The organism is Streptomyces fructofermentans (genome assembly GCF_014651055.1).
Taxonomy (GTDB): domain Bacteria; phylum Actinomycetota; class Actinomycetes; order Streptomycetales; family Streptomycetaceae; genus Streptomyces; species Streptomyces fructofermentans.
Genome location: NZ_BMWD01000027.1, coordinates 12,081 through 30,888 on the forward strand (window position 1 = coordinate 12,081; position 18,808 = coordinate 30,888).

The 18,808-nt window shown below is 71.9% G+C and carries 18 protein-coding genes and 1 tRNA gene; 9 read left to right on the plus strand and 10 right to left on the minus strand.

What is annotated here, in order from left to right; all coding sequences use genetic code 11:
• Positions 1 to 129: 129 nt before the first annotated feature.
• The gene (locus IE265_RS29870; RefSeq protein ID WP_190038855.1) at positions 130 to 768 is read left to right on the plus strand and encodes a DedA family protein; all 639 of its coding nucleotides are present in this window, start codon (positions 130 to 132) and stop codon (positions 766 to 768) included.
• Between the two features lie 155 nt (positions 769 to 923).
• On the opposite strand, the gene IE265_RS29875 is transcribed toward IE265_RS29870, so the two are convergent.
• Positions 924 to 1,160: a DUF2277 domain-containing protein gene (locus IE265_RS29875; protein WP_190038856.1), complete on the minus strand. Its 237-nt coding sequence runs from the start codon at positions 1,158 to 1,160 to the stop codon at positions 924 to 926.
• A gap of 198 nt (positions 1,161 to 1,358) precedes the next feature.
• Positions 1,359 to 1,715 (minus strand): YciI family protein, encoded by a 357-nt coding sequence (locus IE265_RS29880; protein ID WP_190038857.1) that lies wholly within the window; start codon positions 1,713 to 1,715, stop codon positions 1,359 to 1,361.
• A gap of 209 nt (positions 1,716 to 1,924) precedes the next feature.
• Between IE265_RS29880 and IE265_RS29885 the strand changes: the two genes are divergently transcribed.
• Positions 1,925 to 2,257 carry a DUF8825 domain-containing protein gene (locus IE265_RS29885; RefSeq protein ID WP_190038858.1) on the plus strand — a complete coding sequence of 111 codons (333 nt, stop codon included), beginning with the start codon at positions 1,925 to 1,927 and terminating at the stop codon, positions 2,255 to 2,257.
• Between the two features lie 196 nt (positions 2,258 to 2,453).
• Here IE265_RS29885 and IE265_RS29890 read toward each other — a convergent pair whose 3' ends face one another.
• The 3 genes from IE265_RS29890 to IE265_RS29900 all read right to left on the minus strand — a co-directional run bounded on the left by IE265_RS29890 (position 2,454) and on the right by IE265_RS29900 (position 6,208).
• Positions 2,454 to 3,848 carry a Tat pathway signal sequence domain protein gene (locus tag IE265_RS29890; protein WP_190038859.1) on the minus strand — a complete coding sequence of 465 codons (1,395 nt, stop codon included), beginning with the start codon at positions 3,846 to 3,848 and terminating at the stop codon, positions 2,454 to 2,456.
• Between the two features lie 328 nt (positions 3,849 to 4,176).
• A complete protein-coding gene (locus IE265_RS29895) occupies positions 4,177 to 4,821 on the minus strand; it encodes a dihydrofolate reductase family protein (RefSeq protein ID WP_190038860.1) in 645 nt (214 codons plus the stop codon).
• A 346-nt stretch (positions 4,822 to 5,167) separates the two neighbouring features.
• Entirely contained in the window at positions 5,168 to 6,208 is a 1,041-nt protein-coding gene (locus IE265_RS29900; protein ID WP_190038951.1) for a helix-turn-helix domain-containing protein, read from the minus strand.
• A gap of 488 nt (positions 6,209 to 6,696) precedes the next feature.
• Between IE265_RS29900 and IE265_RS29905 the strand changes: the two genes are divergently transcribed.
• Positions 6,697 to 7,446, plus strand: coding sequence for a D-Ala-D-Ala carboxypeptidase family metallohydrolase (locus IE265_RS29905; RefSeq protein WP_190038952.1), 750 nt, complete (start codon positions 6,697 to 6,699; stop codon positions 7,444 to 7,446).
• 294 nt (positions 7,447 to 7,740) lie between these two features.
• The gene (locus IE265_RS29910; protein WP_190038861.1) at positions 7,741 to 9,309 is read left to right on the plus strand and encodes an N-acetylmuramoyl-L-alanine amidase; all 1,569 of its coding nucleotides are present in this window, start codon (positions 7,741 to 7,743) and stop codon (positions 9,307 to 9,309) included.
• Positions 9,310 to 9,449: 140 nt separating this feature from the next.
• Here the strand turns inward: IE265_RS29910 and IE265_RS29915 are convergent, their stop codons facing one another.
• Positions 9,450 to 9,947, minus strand: coding sequence for a DUF4265 domain-containing protein (locus tag IE265_RS29915; protein ID WP_190038862.1), 498 nt, complete (start codon positions 9,945 to 9,947; stop codon positions 9,450 to 9,452).
• A gap of 78 nt (positions 9,948 to 10,025) precedes the next feature.
• Here IE265_RS29915 and IE265_RS38690 point away from each other — a divergent pair, with 78 nt between their 5' ends.
• Complete coding sequence (locus tag IE265_RS38690; RefSeq protein WP_229916714.1) at positions 10,026 to 10,412, plus strand: hypothetical protein; 387 nt, start codon at positions 10,026 to 10,028, stop codon at positions 10,410 to 10,412.
• Between the two features lie 286 nt (positions 10,413 to 10,698).
• On the opposite strand, the gene IE265_RS29925 is transcribed toward IE265_RS38690, so the two are convergent.
• Complete coding sequence (locus tag IE265_RS29925; RefSeq protein ID WP_190038863.1) at positions 10,699 to 11,748, minus strand: hypothetical protein; 1,050 nt, start codon at positions 11,746 to 11,748, stop codon at positions 10,699 to 10,701.
• A gap of 179 nt (positions 11,749 to 11,927) precedes the next feature.
• On the opposite strand from IE265_RS29925, the gene IE265_RS29930 reads away from it, so the two are divergent.
• Positions 11,928 to 12,401, plus strand: coding sequence for a hypothetical protein (locus IE265_RS29930; RefSeq protein WP_190038864.1), 474 nt, complete (start codon positions 11,928 to 11,930; stop codon positions 12,399 to 12,401).
• 597 nt (positions 12,402 to 12,998) lie between these two features.
• On the opposite strand, the gene IE265_RS29935 is transcribed toward IE265_RS29930, so the two are convergent.
• Both IE265_RS29935 and IE265_RS29940 read right to left on the minus strand, forming a co-directional pair.
• On the minus strand, positions 12,999 to 13,349 hold the full coding sequence (locus IE265_RS29935; RefSeq protein WP_190038865.1) for a hypothetical protein: 351 nt from the start codon (positions 13,347 to 13,349) through the stop codon (positions 12,999 to 13,001).
• Positions 13,350 to 14,314: 965 nt separating this feature from the next.
• Entirely contained in the window at positions 14,315 to 14,617 is a 303-nt protein-coding gene (locus IE265_RS29940) for a hypothetical protein (RefSeq protein WP_190038866.1), read from the minus strand.
• A gap of 691 nt (positions 14,618 to 15,308) precedes the next feature.
• On the opposite strand from IE265_RS29940, the gene IE265_RS29945 reads away from it, so the two are divergent.
• Complete coding sequence (locus IE265_RS29945) at positions 15,309 to 15,944, plus strand: nuclease-related domain-containing protein (protein ID WP_308434832.1); 636 nt, start codon at positions 15,309 to 15,311, stop codon at positions 15,942 to 15,944.
• Between the two features lie 223 nt (positions 15,945 to 16,167).
• Here IE265_RS29945 and IE265_RS29950 read toward each other — a convergent pair.
• Positions 16,168 to 16,239, minus strand: a tRNA-Val gene (locus IE265_RS29950).
• Positions 16,240 to 16,445: 206 nt separating this feature from the next.
• Between IE265_RS29950 and IE265_RS29955 the strand changes: the two genes are divergently transcribed.
• Both IE265_RS29955 and IE265_RS29960 read left to right on the plus strand, forming a co-directional pair.
• The gene (locus tag IE265_RS29955) at positions 16,446 to 17,264 is read left to right on the plus strand and encodes a DUF4097 family beta strand repeat-containing protein (RefSeq protein WP_190038867.1); all 819 of its coding nucleotides are present in this window, start codon (positions 16,446 to 16,448) and stop codon (positions 17,262 to 17,264) included.
• A 74-nt stretch (positions 17,265 to 17,338) separates the two neighbouring features.
• Entirely contained in the window at positions 17,339 to 18,757 is a 1,419-nt protein-coding gene (locus IE265_RS29960; protein WP_190038868.1) for a hypothetical protein, read from the plus strand.
• The last annotated feature ends 51 nt before the right edge of the window (positions 18,758 to 18,808 follow it).

Consider the following 18,808-nt stretch of genomic DNA (forward strand, 5'->3'; position numbering starts at 1 on the left):
CTGCGGATCCCCTGCCGCATCCGAGGCGTACGCTCTATGGCTGTCACAGGCCACCTCCCGCCACTCCCCCGCGACACCGCGGCGGCACGGCTCGGTCGGGGCCCACGGGGGAGACACAGGGGAGCTCGGGTGCTTGAGAGTGTGGGGTCGCTGTCCGGCAACCCATGGATCTACAGCCAATGGATCTACGCCTTCGTGGCCCTGTCGGTGCTGTTCGACGTCTTCCTGCCGGTGCTGCCGAGCGGCGTACTGGTCATCACGGCGGCGACCGCCGCGGCCGCGGGCACCGGGGCGGCGACCGAGCACGTGCCGGACATCCTCTCGCTGATCCTCTCCGCCGCCACCGCCTCGGTCCTCGGCGACCTGGTGGCGTACCGGCTGGCCTGGCGCGGCGGCGACCGGCTGGACCGGGCCATCGCCCGCTCGCGCCGCCTGACGAGCGCGCAGGAACGTCTCGGCGCGGCCCTCGCACGCGGTGGCGGAGCCCTGGTGGTGCTCGCCCGCTTCGCGCCCGCCGGACGCTCGCTCGTCTCCCTGGGCGCGGGCGCGGCGCACCGCAAGGTCCGCGAGTTCCTGCCCTGGTCGATCCTCGCAGGCCTGGCCTGGGCCGCGTACAGCGTCGCCCTCGGCTACTTCGGCGGCCAGTGGCTGGGCGCGACCTGGCTCGCCGCCGGCGTCTCGCTGCTGGCGCTGTTCGGCGCGGGGGCCGGGGCGGCCTTCCTCATGCGGCGCCCGTCGCCGGTGGCCGAGGCGGGCCCCGGAGCCTGAGCCGCCACCGGACGCGGCGCCGCACGAGGAAGGCCGCCCCGGCCACGCCGGTCACGGCCCGGGCGGCGGTCCCCGGTGGCCCGCCCGGGACGACCGCCCGACCCGCCCCGGGAGGACGCCCGTCCCGGCCGGCCCTCGGCACATGCCCGGCGCGGTCAGCCCGCCCGGCTCGCGGCGGACGCCTGCCCCCGCACCTCCAGACCGTCGAGCAGTTCGGCCGTGGCCTCGGCGATCGCTTCCACCGCGCGGTCGAACACCTCGCGGTTGTGCGCGGCCGGGGCGCGGAATCCGGAGACCTTGCGCACGTACTGGAGCGCGGCGGCCCGGATGTCCTCCTCCGTGGCCTCTTCGGGAAGGACGGGCGGTCGGAGTGTCTTGATGCTGCGGCACATGCCTCCAGTCTCGCGCGCGGCACCGACAACGCGACAGGGACTGCGGCGATGCCCCTCGGCCCCGGGGCGGCTCCCCGGACCCGGGAGCGGTTCCCCGGACCCGCGGGCGGTTCCCCGGACCCGGGGGCAGTTCCCCGGACCCGGGGGCGATCACACGGCGGCGGGGCGGGACGGTGGGCCAGGGACGCCGGGAAGGGCTCAGGCCTCGGTGATCTCCCGGACCTCGGCCGTGACCGTCCAGTGCGCCGGGTGGATCCGCAGGAACCGCTTGGCCCACTCGACGGCCTCGGCCTTGTCCTCGGCCTCGATGATCGAGTAGCCGCCGACGACCTCCTTGGTCTCGGTGAACGGCCCGTCCGTGCAGCCGACCTTCCCGCCGGACCAGGTCACGCGGGTCCCCTCGGCCGTGGGCGCGAGACCGGCCGTGTCCAGCATCACCCCGGCCCTGGTGATCTCCTCGAAGAGCGCTCCCATGCGCTCGTCGAACTCGGGGCCCGGATTGTCCGTGGGGGCGTTCTGCTCGTCGATGCGGACCATCGTCAGGTAGCGCGGCATGGTGACTCCTCGATCGGGCGGCAGGGCCACTCCCCGCCTCACTCCCTGCGTCGAACGGCCGACGACGGGATCGACGACCCGCCCGGAACTCTTCCCGGAACCGCGAAAGCGGAAGCCGGACCTGCGCCCCTGCACTCGTTCGCGTGAAGTGCCCCCGAGAACCCCGGATGAACTCGCATCCCAAAATCGAACAGGCGTACCATTGCCGAGTGGCTGCGACCTACGACTTCCCGAGTGACCTCCTGGCCGGTCAGGAGGAGCTGCATCAGGTCCGGGCCGAGCTTCTCGCCCTCCTGAAGCGGCTCCCCTGGTCGGTCGAGCCCCTGGACGGCTTCACCGACGACCACGGCTGGCGCAAGGTGGAGCGCCCCGCCTCCCCCGGCTGGACCCCCGACGAGCAGGCCGAGGTGGAGAAGCTCCGCGAGCGGGAGCGGGAGCTGGCCGTGTTCGTGACCTGCCACCGCTTCTGGTCGGAGGTCGCGGCCACCGACACGGTGGAGGCCCGGATGACCCTCAAGCACGTACAGGAGGGGGAGGCCTAGCCCCGGGCTTCCCAGCGGCCCGCCGGGAAGCGGCACGGGCCGGGCCCCGGCCGCCGACCCCACACGTCGACCACCGGGGCCCGACCCCCGTCTCCCCGACCTTTCCGGCCCTGCTGGTCCCCCTGCTCCCTGCCCCCTGTCCCGTGTCCACTGCCCCCTGCCCCGGTGCCGGACCCGCGGCGGGTCGGCACCGGTGTCAGACCCGCAGCGGGTTGGTGCGGGTCGCCGCGAGCAGGTACCAGGCGGTGGCGCCGGTGTGGCGGTACGGGTAGTAGCCGAACCCGAATCCGGTGTCGAGCGGACTGCTCGCCGAGACCAGTCCGGAGCGTTCCGGGAGCGGCCTGTCGCCGACGGTCTGGCCGGTGCCGAGCAGGTCCTGGGCCCGCTCGGCGGAGGCGAGGAGCCGGCCGGCGCGGGCCTCGTCACCGCGCGCGCCCCGCTCCCGCAGGGCGAGCGCGAGGTGGGCGGTCCCCTCGAACCAGACGCCGTTGCGGTCCGGCTTGGGCTGGAACTCGGCGATGGGCGCGTCCTCGTCGGCCAGCAGGCTCGCGGAGCTGAAGGTGACGCCCTCGTACGTCTGGCCCGCGGGGACCGTGCTGTTCGGACGGTCCGCGTGGTCGGTGACGGCCAGCTCGTCCGCCGCCCAGTCCAGCGAGCGGGCGTACGACCGGGTGTCGAGGGCCAGGTACGTCCAGGTCTGGGTGTCCTCGGGGATCGGCGAGGTGTTGACGGTCACCCCGTCGTTGGTGCCCGTGTAGAAGAACCCGCCGGTCGGCTCCCACATCCGGCGCACGAAGGCCCTGGCCCTGGCCTGCCGCTCCAGCCACACCCGGTCGCCGGTGAGCCGGGCGAGCCGGCCGAAGAGGCAGACCAGGTCCGTGTTGTGCTCCGTGGAGGTGAAGGGCAGTTTGCGGTCGGCCCCGTCGACCCCGAACTTGTAGCCCCCGAGGGGTTCGTCGGTACGCCCGGTCCGTTCGATCCACGCGCCGATGCGTACGGCGCCGGCGAGGAAGCGGCGGGCCCCGGTCCTGCGGGCGAGCGCGCTCAGCGCGATGCCCGCCCAGGCCATGTCGCCCACGGCCGTACCCGTGAAGCCGAACTGCGTACCGACGTTGGCGGTGCCGTCCGCCCGGACGAACCCGTCGGGCTGGGGCACGCCGTCGAAGAAGACGTACGGCCCCACGTTGTAGGCCTGCCGCAGCCGGCCGTCGTCGTACACCGGGTCGTGGATCTGGGCGTAGAGCAGGGCGTCCCCGAGGGCGACCGCACGGCGCTCGCCGTCCCGCGTGCGCACCGCCAGGTGGGCCAGGACGGCGAGGGCGTTGTCGTACGTGAACGCGGTGCTGAACAGGCCCGCCTGGTCGGTGTAGCTCTGGGTCAGCCGGATGTCGCCGAGTTCGGGGCGGGCGTCCATGGCCGCGGCCAGGAAGGCGTGCCCCCGGCGCCTCGCGGAGCCGGCCCCGGCCGGCCCCTCCGCCCCCGCCGCGTGCGCCGCGCCGCTCCCGGCCGCGGCGAACACCGCGGCTCCGGCGCCGAGTCCGGCGCCGATGAGCGTACGACGGCTGAACGCACGGCCTTGCCTGCCGGTCATGGGTCTCCCTGGGAACTACGGGTCCGTTGATGGGTGCGCACCGCCTTGAGAGCGCTCTCAAGACGGTGCGCGCTCATTGTGCTGGCGCATCCGGGAGGGGTCAACGCCCTTGACGCATCCGTCTGTTGCGGTCAGGCGCGACCGCGCTGCCGCGTCCGCCGGTTGCAGCGTCCGGCAACTGCCCCGACCTGCGCGGGTGTTCGCCCCGGCCCGCGACGGGGGCCGATACGGGGAGTCGTACCGGGCGCTCGCGCCGGGCGCTCCGACCAAACGCCCGTGGCGGACGCTCACGCCGGGTGGCCGCGCATCGGGGTCGTCGGCGAGGGCCTCAGACGCCGCGTCCGGCGCCGCGGTCGGGTGCGCTCATGTCCCCGGTCGCGGGGATGCCGTCGGCGAGCCCGTAGCGCAGGTACACGGTGCCCTTGGGACCGGCCGCCGGCGGTTCGAGGAGCGTGAGGTTCGTGGGCACCGCGCCGCCGTCGAACACCTTCTTGCCGACGCCGAGCACGATCGGGTGCACCCACAGGTCCAGCCGGTCGAAGAGCTTCTCCCGCAGCAGTGTCTGCACGAGGTCCAGGCTTCCGACGACCTTCACGTTCTCGTGCCGGTCGCGGATCTCGCGCACCGCGCCGGCCAGGTCGGGGCCGAGCTGCCTGGACCCGGCCCACGCGAGGTCGGGCCGTCCGCGGGAGGCCACGTACTTCGGGACGCCGTTGAAGAGCGCGGCGATCTCGTTGTCCGCGCCGCCCTCCTGGTGGGGCCAGTGGGCGGCGAAGATGTCGTAGGTCCGGCGGCCGAGCAGGAGGGCGTCCGTGCCCTCGTACGCGGCGCCGACCTGCGCCCCGGTCGCCTCGTCCAGCAGGGGCGCCTGCCAGCCGCCGAACGGGAAGCCGTCCGGGTCCTCCTCGGGGCCTCCCGGCCCCTGCCCGACGAGGTCGAGGGTCGCGAACAGCTCGATGTGGATGAGGCCCATGCCGTGCTCCCGATGAGTTGGTTGTCCCGGTCTACAGGCAGACCCTCGGACCCCCGCGGACTCATCGCCGCCGGGGCCGGGAAATCACGCGGATCGACCAGGGCGGCGTAACCGGAACGGCGGACGGGGACGGTACGGAGCGGGGGCGGCGGGGGCGGGACCAGAGGCGGAGCCGGGCCGTACCCATGCCGGGGTGGGCGCGGTCGTACGGAGCCGGGGGCGGAGCCGGTCCCAACGAGCCGGGGCGGACGGGATCGGTCGCGGCGGCCGTGGCGGCGTGCCGGGCCGTCGTGCCGTGGCGGCGGGCCATGCCGTCGTGCCGTGGCGCCGTCGTGCCCGTACGGGGTCACGCTCGCGGACCGTGCCGGGCCGGCGAGGCCCCCTGGAGTGCCTCCTGCCGGTTCTTGCTGAGCATGGTCTCCCCCATCAGCGTCAGGGTGTGGATGACGGTGTTGCCGTGGCGGTGGCTGGAGATGAGGCCGGCATCGCGCAGGGCCGTGGTGTGGTGGGTGGCGGTGGCGGGGGTGACTCCGGCCCGCCGGGCGGCCTCGGTAGTCGTCGCCCCGGCGGCGGTGGCCTGCAGGACGGCCGCGCGGGCCCGGCCCAGCAGCACCTGCAGCGGCGGTGAACCGGCGCCCTCGCCCCCCGTCCTGGGCGGTCCGGTGGGCGTCTCGTGGTGCTGGGAGTAGATGAGGACGGGAGGCAGCTCCGGGTCCGCCAGGGAGATCGGCCCCTTCCAGCAGAAGTACGACGGTATGAGGAGCAGCCCGCGCCCCGCGAGATGGATCTCGTGCTCCGTCGGGTACGCGCTGATCTCCAGGCACGGGTGCTTCCACCGGACGGTCGGCCCGAGTCCTTCGAGCAGGCCCTCGGTGCCGCCGTCCAGCAGGTGGCGTGCCAGCCGTATCCGCTCGGTGTGCAGGCTCTCGCGCACCCACTCCTCGTGCGGCGCGATGACGGTCCGGTGGTAGGCCCGCAGGATGCCCACCAACTCCACGCGGGCCTCACGCTCCGTCAGCCGGGCGAGCCGGGCCGGCATCCGGGTGACCCGGGCGAGGGCGGCGAGTTCCGCGGCCACCTGGTCCGACGGCGTGCGGAGGATCGCCTCGAGCCCGGCCTCAAGCCCGGCCGTGCCCTCCAGCGGGGTGAGGAAGTCGGGAAAGTAGGACGCGCGGGGGAAGAGGGGCAGCAGGACCCGCCGCACCACGTCCTCCAGGCCCGCCTCGCGCAGCCGCTCACGCGCCGGCCCGTACCAGTGCGCGTAGGCCCAGCGGCCCGCGGGGGTCTGGAAGCGGTGCAGGCTGGAGGCGATCTCCCACAGGGGGTGCGGAGCCGCGGCGACCCGGGTTCTGGCCAGATCCTCGGCCGAGAAGTGGAAGCGAAGCACTGCCATCACCCTTTCCACCTGCGACATTTCAGCACGTTCGAATGAGCATGACAGGTGTAGGCGAAGGCCGGAGCATGAACTCGCCCTGACCCTGCGGTCTCTGACACACCGTGAGACCCAGCGTGGAACGCACCGCGTCCCCTCCGCTCCTCCCGACCGGCTCAGAACGGAGAAGGAATCCGATGGTGAAGGCCTCCGGTCCACCGTGTCCCCCGGCGCGCACGGGCGGCGGATTCACCTTCCCCACCGGCGTGGAGGTGAGGGGCGTGAGCGCCCTCGTCGACGACACTTCACTGTGCGACCACGACGACACCCGCCCGGCCTCCGGCCCTCATTGGACCACCGGCGCCACCGGCGTCGAGGACGGCACCGGCTCCGGACCGCGGGCGCCCGCCCGCGAAGTGCGCCCCGGCGTCGTGCCGTTCCGGCCCGCACACCGACCCCCCGCCCGCACGCGGCACCCGCGCACGTCCCCCCAAGGACTCACGATGACCTCCCCCCTGCTCCCCCCGAACCGCCGGGCGGTCCTGCGCGGAACCCTCGTCGCGACCGTGGGCGCCCTCGCGGGCCCCCTGCTCCTCTCGGACACCGCGCACGCCTACGCCTGGACGCGCACCCTCAACCAGGGCGCGACCGGCGCGGATGTGACGGAGCTGCAGATCCGTACAGCCGGCTGGGCCGCGGACTCCCCGAGCCACTCGCGGGTGAGCGTCGACGGCGACTTCGGCCCGGGGACGGCCGCCGCGGTCCGCAGGTTCCAGGCGGCCTACGGCCTGGCCGTCGACGGCAGCGCCGGGCCCGCCACCCAGGCCCAGCTCAACTCCCTTGAGCAGTCGGACGGTTCGACGGCCCACTTCGACTGGAGCGAGTTCACCGACCGGTCGAGCGGCACCTTCGAGGGCGGGAAGGTCAGCGCGGCGACGGCTCGGGAGAACGTCCGCCGCGCCATGTACAAGCTGGAGGCCCTGCGCAGGAAGCTCGGCGACACGCCCGTCACCGTCAACTCGGGCTTCCGCAGCATCGCGCACAACGCCGAGATCGGCGGGGCGAGCGACAGCATGCACCTGTACGGCACCGCCGCCGACCTCGACGTACCCGGTGTCGGCAACCGCACGGTGTACCAGAAGGCGGAGACCTGCGGGTTCTCCGGCCTCGAGCGGTACACCGTCGACCACCAGCACGTCGACAGCCGCGCGGACCTCGGCCGGGCCTGGTGGTGGGAGAGCGGCACCATCTGAGGCCCCGGGGGGGGCCGCACCCCGGAACTCGCCCTTCGCCCCTCGCCCTTCGACCCTCGACCCTCGCCCTTCGACCCTCGACCCTCGCCCTTCGACCCTCGGAGCCCGAATCCGCCGCCCGTCTCGCGGGTCCCGTCTCCCCGCATCCCGTCCCGCACGCCCCGTATCCCGTATCCCGTATCCCGCAGCCCGTCGATTCCGAGAACCCGCAAGCCCTGCCGTCCGACCGTCACCCGACACGTCCGGGCCTGCCCCGCGCGCCCGAAGCCACAGACCCCACCTGGAGGCACACAGATGAACCGCAGACCGTCGCGCCGGCCCATGCGGCACGCAGCGCTGTCCGTCCTCGGCACCCTGACCGTGCTGGTCGCGACGGCCCCGCCCGCGGGGGCCGTGCCCCTCGCCGGGGCCTCCCGGGACCCCGGACCCGTCGGAGGCGCCTTCAGCCGGGCGGCGGCCGAGTTCGACGTACCGCGCGACCTCCTGATCGCCCTCGGATACGGGGAGACCCACCTCGACGGCCACGACGGGCAGCCGAGCCAGGCCGGCGGTTACGGGGTCATGCACCTGGTCAGCAACCCCGACCAGCACACCCTGGAACTGGCGGCCCGGCTCACCGGCGAGTCACCCCGCGAACTCCGCGAGGACACCTCGGCGAACATCCGCGGCGGTGCGGCGGTCCTGCGCGACTACGCCGACGACGCCGGCCTCGACCGGGGTGACCGGCAGGACGCCGACGCCTGGTATCCGCTGGTCGCCCGGTACAGCGGCGCGACCGACCCGGCCAACGCGCGCCGCTACGCCGACACCGTCTACACCTTCCTGGCCGACGGCGTGACCGCCCGCACGCCCGACGGAGAGAAGGTGACCGTTCCCGCGCAGGAGGTCGCACCGGAACGCGGCCGCTACGAGACCGCCGCGGTGGCGGCGGCGCAGAGCCCGGACTACCCGCCGGCCCTGTGGGTCGCGGCCAACTCCGCCAACTACGCCGTCGGCCGCTCGGCCGCGATCAGCAAGGTCGTCGTCCACGTCACCCAGGGCTCGTACGCCGGGACGATCAGCTGGTTCCAGAACCCCGCGTCCGAGGTCAGCGCCCACTATGTGGTGCGCTCCTCCGACGGCCAGATCACGCAGATGGTCCGGGACAAGGACACGGCCTGGCACGCCCGTTCGGGCAACGCGTCCGGGATCGGCATCGAGCACGAGGGGTACGTCGACAACCCGAGCTGGTTCACCGACTCGATGTACCGCTCCTCGGCGGCGCTGACGGCCTCGCTCTGCAACCGCTACGGCATCCCCAAGGACCGCGCCCACGTCGTCGGGCACTCCGAGGTGCCGGGCAACGACCACACCGATCCGGGGCCGAACTGGAACTGGACGTACTACATGCAACTGGTCGGCGGCAGCACGGGTGGCGGCGAGGTCCAGTTGAGCTTCCCGTCCTACAGCACGCTCCGCGCCGGCTCCTCGGGAGCCCAGGTGTCGGCCGCGCAGTGGCTGCTCAACCAGCAGGGGTTCGACGCGGGCACCGTGGACGGCAGCTTCGGCACGAGGACCACCGCGGCCGTCACCGCCTTCCAGCAGGCGCGGGGCCTCGGTGCCGACGGGGTCGTCGGCGCGCGCACGTGGACCGCACTCCTCTCCGCCGGCAGTGTGCCGACGCTCCGTCAGGGCAGCACGGGTGCAGCCGTCCAGCGTCTCCAGCGGGCCCTCACGGCCGCCCTGGGACGTACGGTCTCCGCCGACGGCGACTTCGGCTCCGGGACCGACCAGGCGGTCCGGGACTACCAGAGCAGCCGTTCGCTGGGCGTGGACGGCGCGGTCGGACCCGCGACCTGGGGCGCCCTGCAGGCCGGTCGCTGAGCGGGCCGCGACGACCGGGGCCCGGGCGGCCCGGATCCCTCCGACCACCCGGGCCCCGTTCCTGCTCCTGCTCCTGCTCCCGATCCCGTCCCTGCTTCCGTTCCTGTCCCTGCTGCCGTTCCCGGTTGCCGCCCGGCCGGTCACGCCCCGGACGCGTCCCACCAGTTCAGCGGCTCCCCGTCCGGCCCGAACACGTTGCTGAAGCCCCATTCGACCAGGACGTCCAGGTCCGCAGCCCACGTTTCCATCACGGCCTCGACCTCGGGAAATCCCGCGGCGGCCGGGACGGTCACCACGATGAACCGGCGGTCGGCGGGTGCCTCGACCAGGCCGCCCAGGGGGACGAAGGCACTGGTCAGGAGTTCCAGCGACTCGGCATCGAAGGGCGGCCGGCCGAAGGCCTGGACGCAGAGGTTGGGTCCTCGCCGCTCGATCCGGAACGAACCGTCGTCCCCGACCTCCAGCAGGTCCCCGGCCGCGCAGCCCTCGACCATGCCGGGGCTGCCGGTCAGTTCGTGGACGCCGGGACCGACGGCCCTCGCGGGAAGCGTCTCGAACACGGGTTTCCCGGCGCCGGCGAAGCCGACCCGGAGGGCCACGTGACAGTGCTGGGAGGACTCCGGGTTCTCGATGCTCATCGCATCATCCTCGCAAACGCCAGACGACGCGTCGGCGAGCACGTGCCCGTACGGGCCGGGGAGCATCGACGGCCGTCCGTGCCGACCCGGCCTCTGGAAGCCGACGCCACCGAGTGCAGCAGTTGGTTCGGGACCGCGGGCACCTTCCGCGACTTCCTCGTGCGCTGCTTCGACCGCATCGACCAGCCGATGTCGTCGGGCGCCATGACCGACTGGACCGGGGTACGCGAGCGGGTTCTGGCCCTGGCCGCAAGCCCGAGCAGGGACGAGGTGTTCGGGTCGTCGGGGCACGGCTTCGCTCTCGACGCACCCCTGAAGGCGGCCGAGGCGGCCGATCTCGCGGCCTGGTCGGGTGTCGAGCTGCCCGAGGACCACCGCTCGTTCCTGCTCCATGTCGGAGCCGGCGGGGCGGATCCGGAGGCCGCAGTGGCGATCCTGGCCGATCAGCCGTTCGCTGCGGGCTGACGGTCCGGTTGGTCGTCACGGGATCGGAGCGCGGCCGGATCTAACGTGACCCTCGCTCCGACGGCGAGGATCTGCATCCGGCGCGTGACGCGGGCGGCACTCCGCTGGACTTCGCGGGCTGGTATCTCGGATGGCTCACGGCCGCCGAGGCGGAAGGGAACCGCGGATCAGGAGTTCCAACGAGCACGTGGAAGGCTTCGTGGGACAGCTCGTGGTGGTGCGGGGGCGCGCCGTCGGCGCCGGTCCTGAGCGCTGCTCCGCATCGGGGTGGGCGGTGCCTTCGGGTTCAGCCGTGGTCTTCCCATTCCGCCTGGCAGAACCGTGCTTCGCTCACCATCGCGTCCCCGGCTCTGGTGGCCCGTACGTACATGTTGAGACCGTCCACCCCCAGATCGCCGGCACAGCCGAACACCAGGCCCGGATCGGCTCCCTCGGTGTACCGGGTCAACGCCGTGTCGACGGCCGTGACGCTCATGCCGATCAGGCGGATGCCCGCGAAGTCGACCTGCGGGCCGGTGCGTCCGTGAACGGTGACAGCGCCCAGCGCGGGCCTGCCGTCATGGCCACCCGAGTAGTGCGCGGTCACGCCCACACGGTCGAAGCGGTCGGCTTCCAGGTTCCACTGCGCCGGGCCTTCCCACGGCGGCCCGAGCGGAAAGCGGCCGTGGCGGGACGCGGGCTCCTCGCACAGTGCGGCAGCCACCTCCTGTGGACTCATGCCGAAGCCCAGAGGGCCGACGCTCTTCAGGGGCGACCACTCCCACTGCTGCCGCTCCTGTTCGGCACGAACCGGCCACACCCCTGTGTTCGTCGGTTCGTCACGGACGTCCCACCAGTTGACGACCGGCTCCGCCCCGTACGGATCCGCCGCCAACTCGGGGCACACGAGCAAGGCGCTGGTGATCACCGTGTCCAGCCGCCGCGTGTATCCCTCGGGCGACAGACCGTGCTCCTGCGAGGCACCCATGGAGACACCCCATGCCTCGATCTCCGGATCACCGCCCCTGTTCAACCGCACCGACACCCCCTCCCGCAGTGCGAGCTCCCGAAGATCCGCGCACACCTCGGACGGCACGCGGGCCACGAGGCCGACGTCCCGCAGACGCACCAACGGCCCGTCCATCGCGTCGACCGCCACGGCGACCAGACCGTTGCCCTCGCCGTAGACCCCGGTGACACCCCAGTCGGTGTAGTGGCCCCAGCCGATGCCGTTGCCCAGCCCCTGCGAGACATGGGCGACCGCACCGTCCAGGGCGACCTCCACCTCGTCGGGGTGCATCCCGAACCTCAAGGGCCCGACTCCCACCAACGGTTCGAGCACCCACTCCACCCGCACCCCGGGCTTCCTCTCCCACCCACGCACGACAACCCCCACGATCGCTCCGGATTTTCGGCGGCCTCGGCGGCGTCCGTCAAGCACGTGCCTCCGTCCGTGCGGTGCCCCGCTGCTGCACCGTTGGCCGGACCGCCCGTCGCCCCTGACCTGCCCCGCGACCACCTTGAACGTGTTCAAAAATGATGTCACCATACGCCATGCTCTTCGAGGTCATGTCCCCCTGGCGACGGCTCGGCCGTGTCGGCCTGTGCATCGCCGATGCCGTCGGTCGCTACCTGCTGGTCTGGGTGGCGGCATGGCTGGTCCACGCGCTGACCGCTCCCCGGCGGCACGAGCTTGCGTCCTACCTGCCACGCACCCACTCGTACTGGGAGGACACCGTCCACTACCTGTGGGACGGCTCGATTGCCCTGGTGGGGCTCATGGTGGGCATCCCCTCGCTGCTGATAGTCCTGTCGTTCGGGCTGCTCAACAAACGCAAGGGGGCGGACTTCCGCATCCGACTGGCGGGGCTCCTCCTACTGCCCGCATGGTTCTTGCTCTTCCAGAACTTCGTGGAACTCCTCGTCGTCCCGGTCCTGGCGCAGGTCACCTTCGCGCTCTGCCTGATGCCGGTTCCCCTGGTTCGCTTCCCTGGGACAGCCGAGGACTGATTGCCCGGACGGGCACGCGCCGAGTCGCGGCGGACGCGCAAGGCCTTGCGGATCGACAGACACGGATTCGACCGACCGTCCGCTCGGGTGCGCCCCGGTCCCAGGCGCGGATGTCAGGAGTTCGCGCCCTCCTGACGAGCACGCTCGCCCTGCCGAAACCCGTACCAGAGCCCACTCCGTGTACTGGTGCCATACGCGGCCGCCGGTTGTCGCCGACGTCCGTGCTCGTTGATGTCAACGTTGGATGTCAGCGGAACAGTTGCGGGACCGGGCAGATCTCCAATGGTTCGCCCGGCCGGTCTGCCCAGCTCCACCAGAGATGCCGATCGGGACACCGCCACAGTGCCCGGCAGGTCCGTCGGCCGTCGTCCTCGCGCTCGGAGAGCATCAGGCCGCCAGACTCCGTAGGCTGGCGGCCACTCTGGACAGGCGGGGGCTCGTAGGGCACGGGGCGCACCTTAACGGAGTGACCTCTTCGTCCCGAAGCAACTTGGGTGGGGGTGGTGCCCTGGACTGGTGTGGCACTCACCTGCGCTGATGGTCCGCAGACGTTCGCGTGCGTCCGCCGCTGTCCGTCGGCGCCGCGCAGTTAGACACTCATGGCTGCTGCGCAGCTTGCTTCGCTGCCGTGTTCCGGGCGTGAGCTTCGCGTCGCAGTCGGCGTTCGTAGTCCTCGATCTGGCGAGCTATGGGGATGCTGGTGGCAGTTCGGATCAACCGCTCGTTTTCACGATCCACCAGGAAAGGACCGTTGCCTCCAAACTGAGGGCGCTGTCCGCTCTGACCGTCCCGGACCGCCCCCCAGTAGAAGATCCACCCGAACGGCAAGTCCTCCACGCGCAGGATCTGGAGGTCGTACGTGACGTGGCTCCGTGCGTCGTGGATGTGGCTCCGCGCTTCGTGGATCTCGGCCAGCACCAGCCGGCGCGCATCCTCCTTGGTCAGCATTATCCGATGATGGCATGGTGTCTTCACGTGCTGGATCGCGTACACCCGCTTTAGGAGCGAGGTTGGGGGTCCCCGGGCCTGACCTGGAATCCCTGCCTTGGGCGACGTAGGCCGTGCTCACCCTGGGGAACCTCGATTCCCCGTGAGGCCCCGCCCGTTCCGGCACGGAAGTGGCACGCCCCGCGGGCCTCCTCGATGCGAACTACGGACGGGGAGGTCGCTGAGGTCTCCCGACCTGATCACGAGGGTGGCAACGGCTCGTGCCGGTTGCCCGCGGTCGCCACGGTTGCTGTACTTCCCTGCTGTACCGCAGATCAGTCGCCGATGATCCGCACGATCGGCACCTGAGACACGACCTCGATCGCTCCCCAGTCGCCTTCGAGTTGGTAGACGACCCGAGCTGTCGCAGCGCATCGATCCCGCCCCAGTCCTGCTCGCCGCTGGCATCCACTGCCGGCCTGATGCTGCTCTGGCGGGTCCAGGTGAGTTCCTGAACAGCGGGAAACTCGATCACGGCCTTCCGGAAGCAGGCCACCTCACCTTCGAGTGGGTCTCGGTGGAACGGGTGGGCCCACCCGATCATGAGGTCCAACGTGATGTTCAGTCGGCCCGGTGTTGCCTGGATCTCCAAGACGAACCTGTCTTCCAGGCTGGTGCCCTCGAAGCCGGGAAAGCTCGTGTAGTGAATCGGTTCTGCCATGAGTTCCTCGCGGACAGGAGCCCATCGGGGCGCCGTCCATAGGCCGCGGACGGCGCCCCAGTTGGGCACAGGATTTGACCAGGTGGCCTCATCCTTATCAGGTCGATCACGGGGGCTGTGGACGTCGGCCAACCCGCTCCGGTACTCGACCGACCGTCCGCTGAGGTTCGGCGTCGACCGCCTGTGTCCGCCCTTGTTGGTGTCAGGTGTTGGTGTCAGCAGTCGAGTGCGGCCTTGACAAGATGATGGCGAAGTCCGAAGTCCATCAATCAGTGACCTTGTGGTGAACGGCCTGCTCTCCAGTCGCATCACCAAGTTGCTGTGCGATCTCAGCGGCGATCAGATCCGCCGACCCGGAGGACTCGGAGCCTTCGATGTCGACGTACCAGGTACCGGCAAGCTCCCAAGAGACACTGACAGTGGCCTTACCAACGCGAAAGACCAGCACATCGCCGTCGTCCACGATCTTGCATTGCAGAGACTTCGGCAGGAGGCGACTGGAGAGGTCGCCAGCGGGCATGTCGGGCCAGTCGCGTCCGCTCTGGGTGCTGATCGTGTACTCGGGCATGGCTGCATCCTGTCAGCTTGGCGTTGCTGACAACTCACACCCCAACCCACCACCCTCCCCAGCTCCCCACGCACGCCCCACTCGGCCGGCACCCGCGAGCGGCACCCCCTCCATCCCGGAGTCGGAGCGCCCCCGCCGGAGGCATGTCCTTGACCGTGGCCGCGTTCGTGCGGTGGTCGCCGCTCATGGAACCGGCCATCTGCTCGTCGGCGCGCGTCGGCGCAGCGCCCGCAGCGCGGGCCGAAGGTATGAGCGCGCAGGGCGGCGGAGCGGAGCGCAGCCGGACTTGATGACGTAGGGAAAGTTTGACCGCACCTTCGAGGCGGTCTTGTCCCGTGCCAGGTCGGCTGCTCCCATGGCAGGTGAGGACGCGCTGATGAGCTTGGGGGCGGGCTCCATGAGTGATCTGTCAGTGAACCCGTGGAAGCGGCACGGCCGGGATCGTCTCTACGTGAACCTGCGGAATGGCACCGCGGTTGCGTGGGCGGACCGGGTCACCAAGGAAGTCACGATCAAAGTTGAGGAGTATCGCGCCGAGGCTCTCGTTCTACTGCGGCAACACCTCGGGGACTCCCTGATCGTCCGACCGGCAGCTCCTCACCGGACAAACGCGGCATCGGAGCCGCAGCCGCATCGAGCCACGCATCCGCCGTCGCGCGACGCGCCGGCCCCGTCACGGCCTCACCGAACAGTGAAACTGCCACAACTGACCGTCGCTGATGATCTGGCCCGGAATCCTCCTGGTGCAGGACTGATCGAGTCGACGGCCGTACGCGGGCCCTCGAGCGCGGAACGGCTTTGGTCCAAGCTCCGCAGGCAGCCTTCGGAGTGGGACTCCCACTTCGCCGGACTCGTAGGAGAACGCCGCGTCGGTCGCGAACTGGAGCGGCTCAGGAGCCAGGGCTGGCGAGTACTGCACGGGTTGCCCAACGGACGTGGTGGAGACATCGACCACCTGCTCATCGGCGCCGGCGGAGTCTTCACCGTCAACACCAAGCGGCATCCCAACGCTGTGGTGTGGGTCGGGGACACCATGGCCAAGGTCAACGGTGGACGCCCGTACCCGTACGCGGCTGCGGCCAAGTCCGAGGCTGCGGCGGCTCGGAGGGTCCTGGAGCTCCACTGCGGCTTTCTGGTGCCGGTCGAGCCCGTGCTCGTATTCGTGGACATCGAGTCGCTGGATCGGGCCGTCACGCAGTACGTCGTGCACATCTACGAGGAGCGGCAGGTGTCAGCCCTCGGTCCCCTCACGGGTGCGTTCACTCCGGAGGAGGTTGAGCAGGTCTACGCCGTCGCACGGCACCGGCGAGCATGGCTTCGGGCCTAGACCTGTCGAATGTGATCGTCCCTGCTCGCAGAGGGCGCCATCGTGGTGCAGGGACGTAGTTCCTACCGCGTGCCGGATCGCTCGACCTCTGTGGCGCCGCCGACCGACCTCGAACGTCGGCAGATCCACGGAGAGCGGACTCTGCACGACAACCGATGGGTGAAGTGTCGGATCTGGATGTCAAAGACCCCCAGCCATGATCGGCGGGGGGTCTTCGGCCCGGTGGGCGCGGACGGTTTCGAACCGCCGACATCCGCCTTGTAAGGGCGGCGCTCTACCACTGAGCTACGCGCCCGGGACGATTCGACAGCCTACATTGCCCGGGGCGGTGCCCGGCAAACCCGTATCGCGGGCCGCGGGGCGGGGATGCGATGCGGGGGTTTACCCCACCCCCGATCCGGGAGCCGCCCGGATCCCCCGGCCGGGCCCGGCTCCGTACGGTCGAAGTGTGCCCGGGCCACATCGTGGAGCCGCGGGCGTCCGACCAGGGGGAGTCCCGTCATGAGCAGTCGCCATCGTCCATCGGTCCGCGACGAGCGGCGGGCGGCCGGTGCCGTCGCGCGTCGTCGCCGGCGTTCGCTCGTCGCCGTCGGCGCGTGCGTCCTCGCCGTCGGCCTCCTCGCCACCGGGTGCGGGGGCGACGCGGGCGACGACAGCGACCCGGAACACCGGTCCTTCGCACTCGACGGCCGGACGCTGACGGTCGACTCGGCCGACTCCGCGCTCGAACTGGTCCCCGCGGACGTCGACGAGGTCCGGGTGACCCGGTGGTTCGACGCCCGCGTCGTGCTCGGCGGGGACCCCGAGGTGACCTGGGCCATGAAGGACGACACCCTGACCCTCCGTGTGCACTGCTCGGGCGTGGTCGCCGACTGCTCGGCCCGGCACCGTGTCGAGGTGCCGCGCGGTGTCGCGGTCACCGTGAAGGGCAAGGACGGCAGTGTGCGGGCGAACGGGTTCGACAAGGCGCTGCGGATCGAGGCGAGCGACGGCTCCGTACGCGTCGACGACGTCTCCGGACCGCTCACCCTGCGTACCAGCGACGGCTCGGTGACCGCGACCGGCGTCGATTCCCGGCGGGTGGACGTGGACACGCGGGACGGCTCGGTGCGCCTGGACCTCACGACCGTTCCGGACCGCGTGTCGGCGCGCGGCCAGGACGGCTCCCTGACGATCGGGCTGCCGGACGCGACGTACCGCGTCACGGCCGAGGCCGACGACGGCGCCGTGGACGTGTCCGTGCCCCGCGACGAGCGCAGCCCCCACGTCGTGTCCGCCCGCACCCAGGACGGGAAAGTCACGGTGCGTACGGCGAACTAACCGACCCGTGTGTTCGTCCTTACCTGGTGGGAGAATGACACCGGGCAGGGCGGATGACAGCACGGGAGAGGGAAGTGACGGCGACACCGACGCAGCCGTACACACCGTTTGTGCCATGCGCACAGCAGACATCCCGCCCCCGTGCCGGGTCGCGGCCCGCGGGGGCGCGCCGTGCCGCCCGGGACCTGCTCGCCCTGGTCCTCCTCCCGCTCCCGCTGCTCGCGCTCACGCTGCCCGCCGCGTTCGCCGGCGGCGGCACCCGGCGGTGGTTCGGCGGGCGCTCGGAGAGCGTGCGCGCCGAGGCGCAGGCCGCGAAGGACGAGGCGGCCGCCGCGTTCTACGAACTGGACACCGCCCAGCGCGATCTGCGCATCTCCATCGAGACGATCAGGGCCGTCGACGACACCCCGGCGGCCCGCCGCGCGGTCTCCGACTTCGAGGACCTCGGCCGGCGCATCGACGAGGCCAGCCACACGTACATCACCGCGGTCGACGCCCACGACCTGGACCGCGACGACCTCGAGGCCTCGGTCGCCGCCCAGGCGCGTACGGAGCTGACCCGGGCCAAGGGGGACCTGGACCGGGTCAGGCAGGAGCTGGACCGCTTCGAGCGCGGGCTCGGTCCGCTGCTCGACAAGGCGGAGACCCGGCTTGCCCGTCTCGCCCCGGCCGTGGAGCGCGCCCGCCAGTCCCTGCTGGCCGCGTCGAACGCGCTCGACGCGGTGCGCGGTACGCGGCTCAGGGCGGACGACCTCGCGGCGCGGCTCGCCGCTCTCGCGCCCGAGCTGACCATGCTCAACCAGGGTGCGGGTCAGCACGGAGTGGCGGAGACGCTGGAGCGCGCCGACCGGGTCGCGCGGGACGCCGAGGCCGTGCGCGTGGAGGCCGAGCGGCTGCCGGAGCGTGCCGCCGAGATCGACCACCGTCTCGTGTCGCTGCGTACGCGCGCGCAGGCCCTCACCACGCGCTCGGAGCAGGTGGACCCGGTGCTGAGCGAGTTGCGGCGCCGGTTCACGGCGGCCTGCTGGCAGGACCTCCAGCATGTGCCGGACCAGGCGGCGGAGACCGTCCGGCAGGCCGAGGCGAAGCTCGCGGAGGCGCGGACCGCCCGTGACGCCCAGCGGTGGGCGGACGCGCTGTCGCTGCTGACCACGGTGCGTGCCCTGCTGAACACGACGGACGAGGCCGTCTCCGCCGCCGGCGACCGGTTGCGGCAGCTGAACGCGGTGTCGAAGGACCCCCAGCAGGAGATCGAGCGGACGCGTTTCGCGATCCGGGACGCCCAGCGGCTCGCGATGGCGGGGCGCAACACCCCCGACCCGCGGCACGCCCGCCCCCTCGACGACTCGGTGGCCCGGCTTGACCGGGCGATCGGCACGCTGGAGGGGCGCCACCCCGACTACTGGCACTTCCTCACCGAGCTGGAGGCCGTGCGCGGCACGGTGGCGCGGGTCGTCTCCCAGATCCGTGACGACCGCGGCGGCGCGGCCTGATCCCCACCGCCCCGGCGGACGAACCCCTCCATGGCCCGCGGGCCCGCGGGC

Coding starts and splice junctions, on each gene's coding strand:
- IE265_RS29875 (WP_190038856.1), bottom strand. CDS start 1,160: ATGTGCCGCAGCATCAAGACACTCCGACCGCCCGTCCTTCCCGAAGAG.
- IE265_RS29880 (WP_190038857.1), bottom strand. CDS start 1,715: ATGCCGCGCTACCTGACGATGGTCCGCATCGACGAGCAGAACGCCCCC.
- IE265_RS29890 (WP_190038859.1), bottom strand. CDS start 3,848: ATGACCGGCAGGCAAGGCCGTGCGTTCAGCCGTCGTACGCTCATCGGC.
- IE265_RS29895 (WP_190038860.1), bottom strand. CDS start 4,821: ATGGGCCTCATCCACATCGAGCTGTTCGCGACCCTCGACCTCGTCGGG.
- IE265_RS29905 (WP_190038952.1), top strand. CDS start 6,697: ATGACCTCCCCCCTGCTCCCCCCGAACCGCCGGGCGGTCCTGCGCGGA.
- IE265_RS29910 (WP_190038861.1), top strand. CDS start 7,741: ATGAACCGCAGACCGTCGCGCCGGCCCATGCGGCACGCAGCGCTGTCC.
- IE265_RS29915 (WP_190038862.1), bottom strand. CDS start 9,947: ATGAGCATCGAGAACCCGGAGTCCTCCCAGCACTGTCACGTGGCCCTC.
- IE265_RS29930 (WP_190038864.1), top strand. CDS start 11,928: ATGATGTCACCATACGCCATGCTCTTCGAGGTCATGTCCCCCTGGCGA.
- IE265_RS29935 (WP_190038865.1), bottom strand. CDS start 13,349: ATGCTGACCAAGGAGGATGCGCGCCGGCTGGTGCTGGCCGAGATCCAC.
- IE265_RS29940 (WP_190038866.1), bottom strand. CDS start 14,617: ATGCCCGAGTACACGATCAGCACCCAGAGCGGACGCGACTGGCCCGAC.
- IE265_RS29955 (WP_190038867.1), top strand. CDS start 16,446: ATGAGCAGTCGCCATCGTCCATCGGTCCGCGACGAGCGGCGGGCGGCC.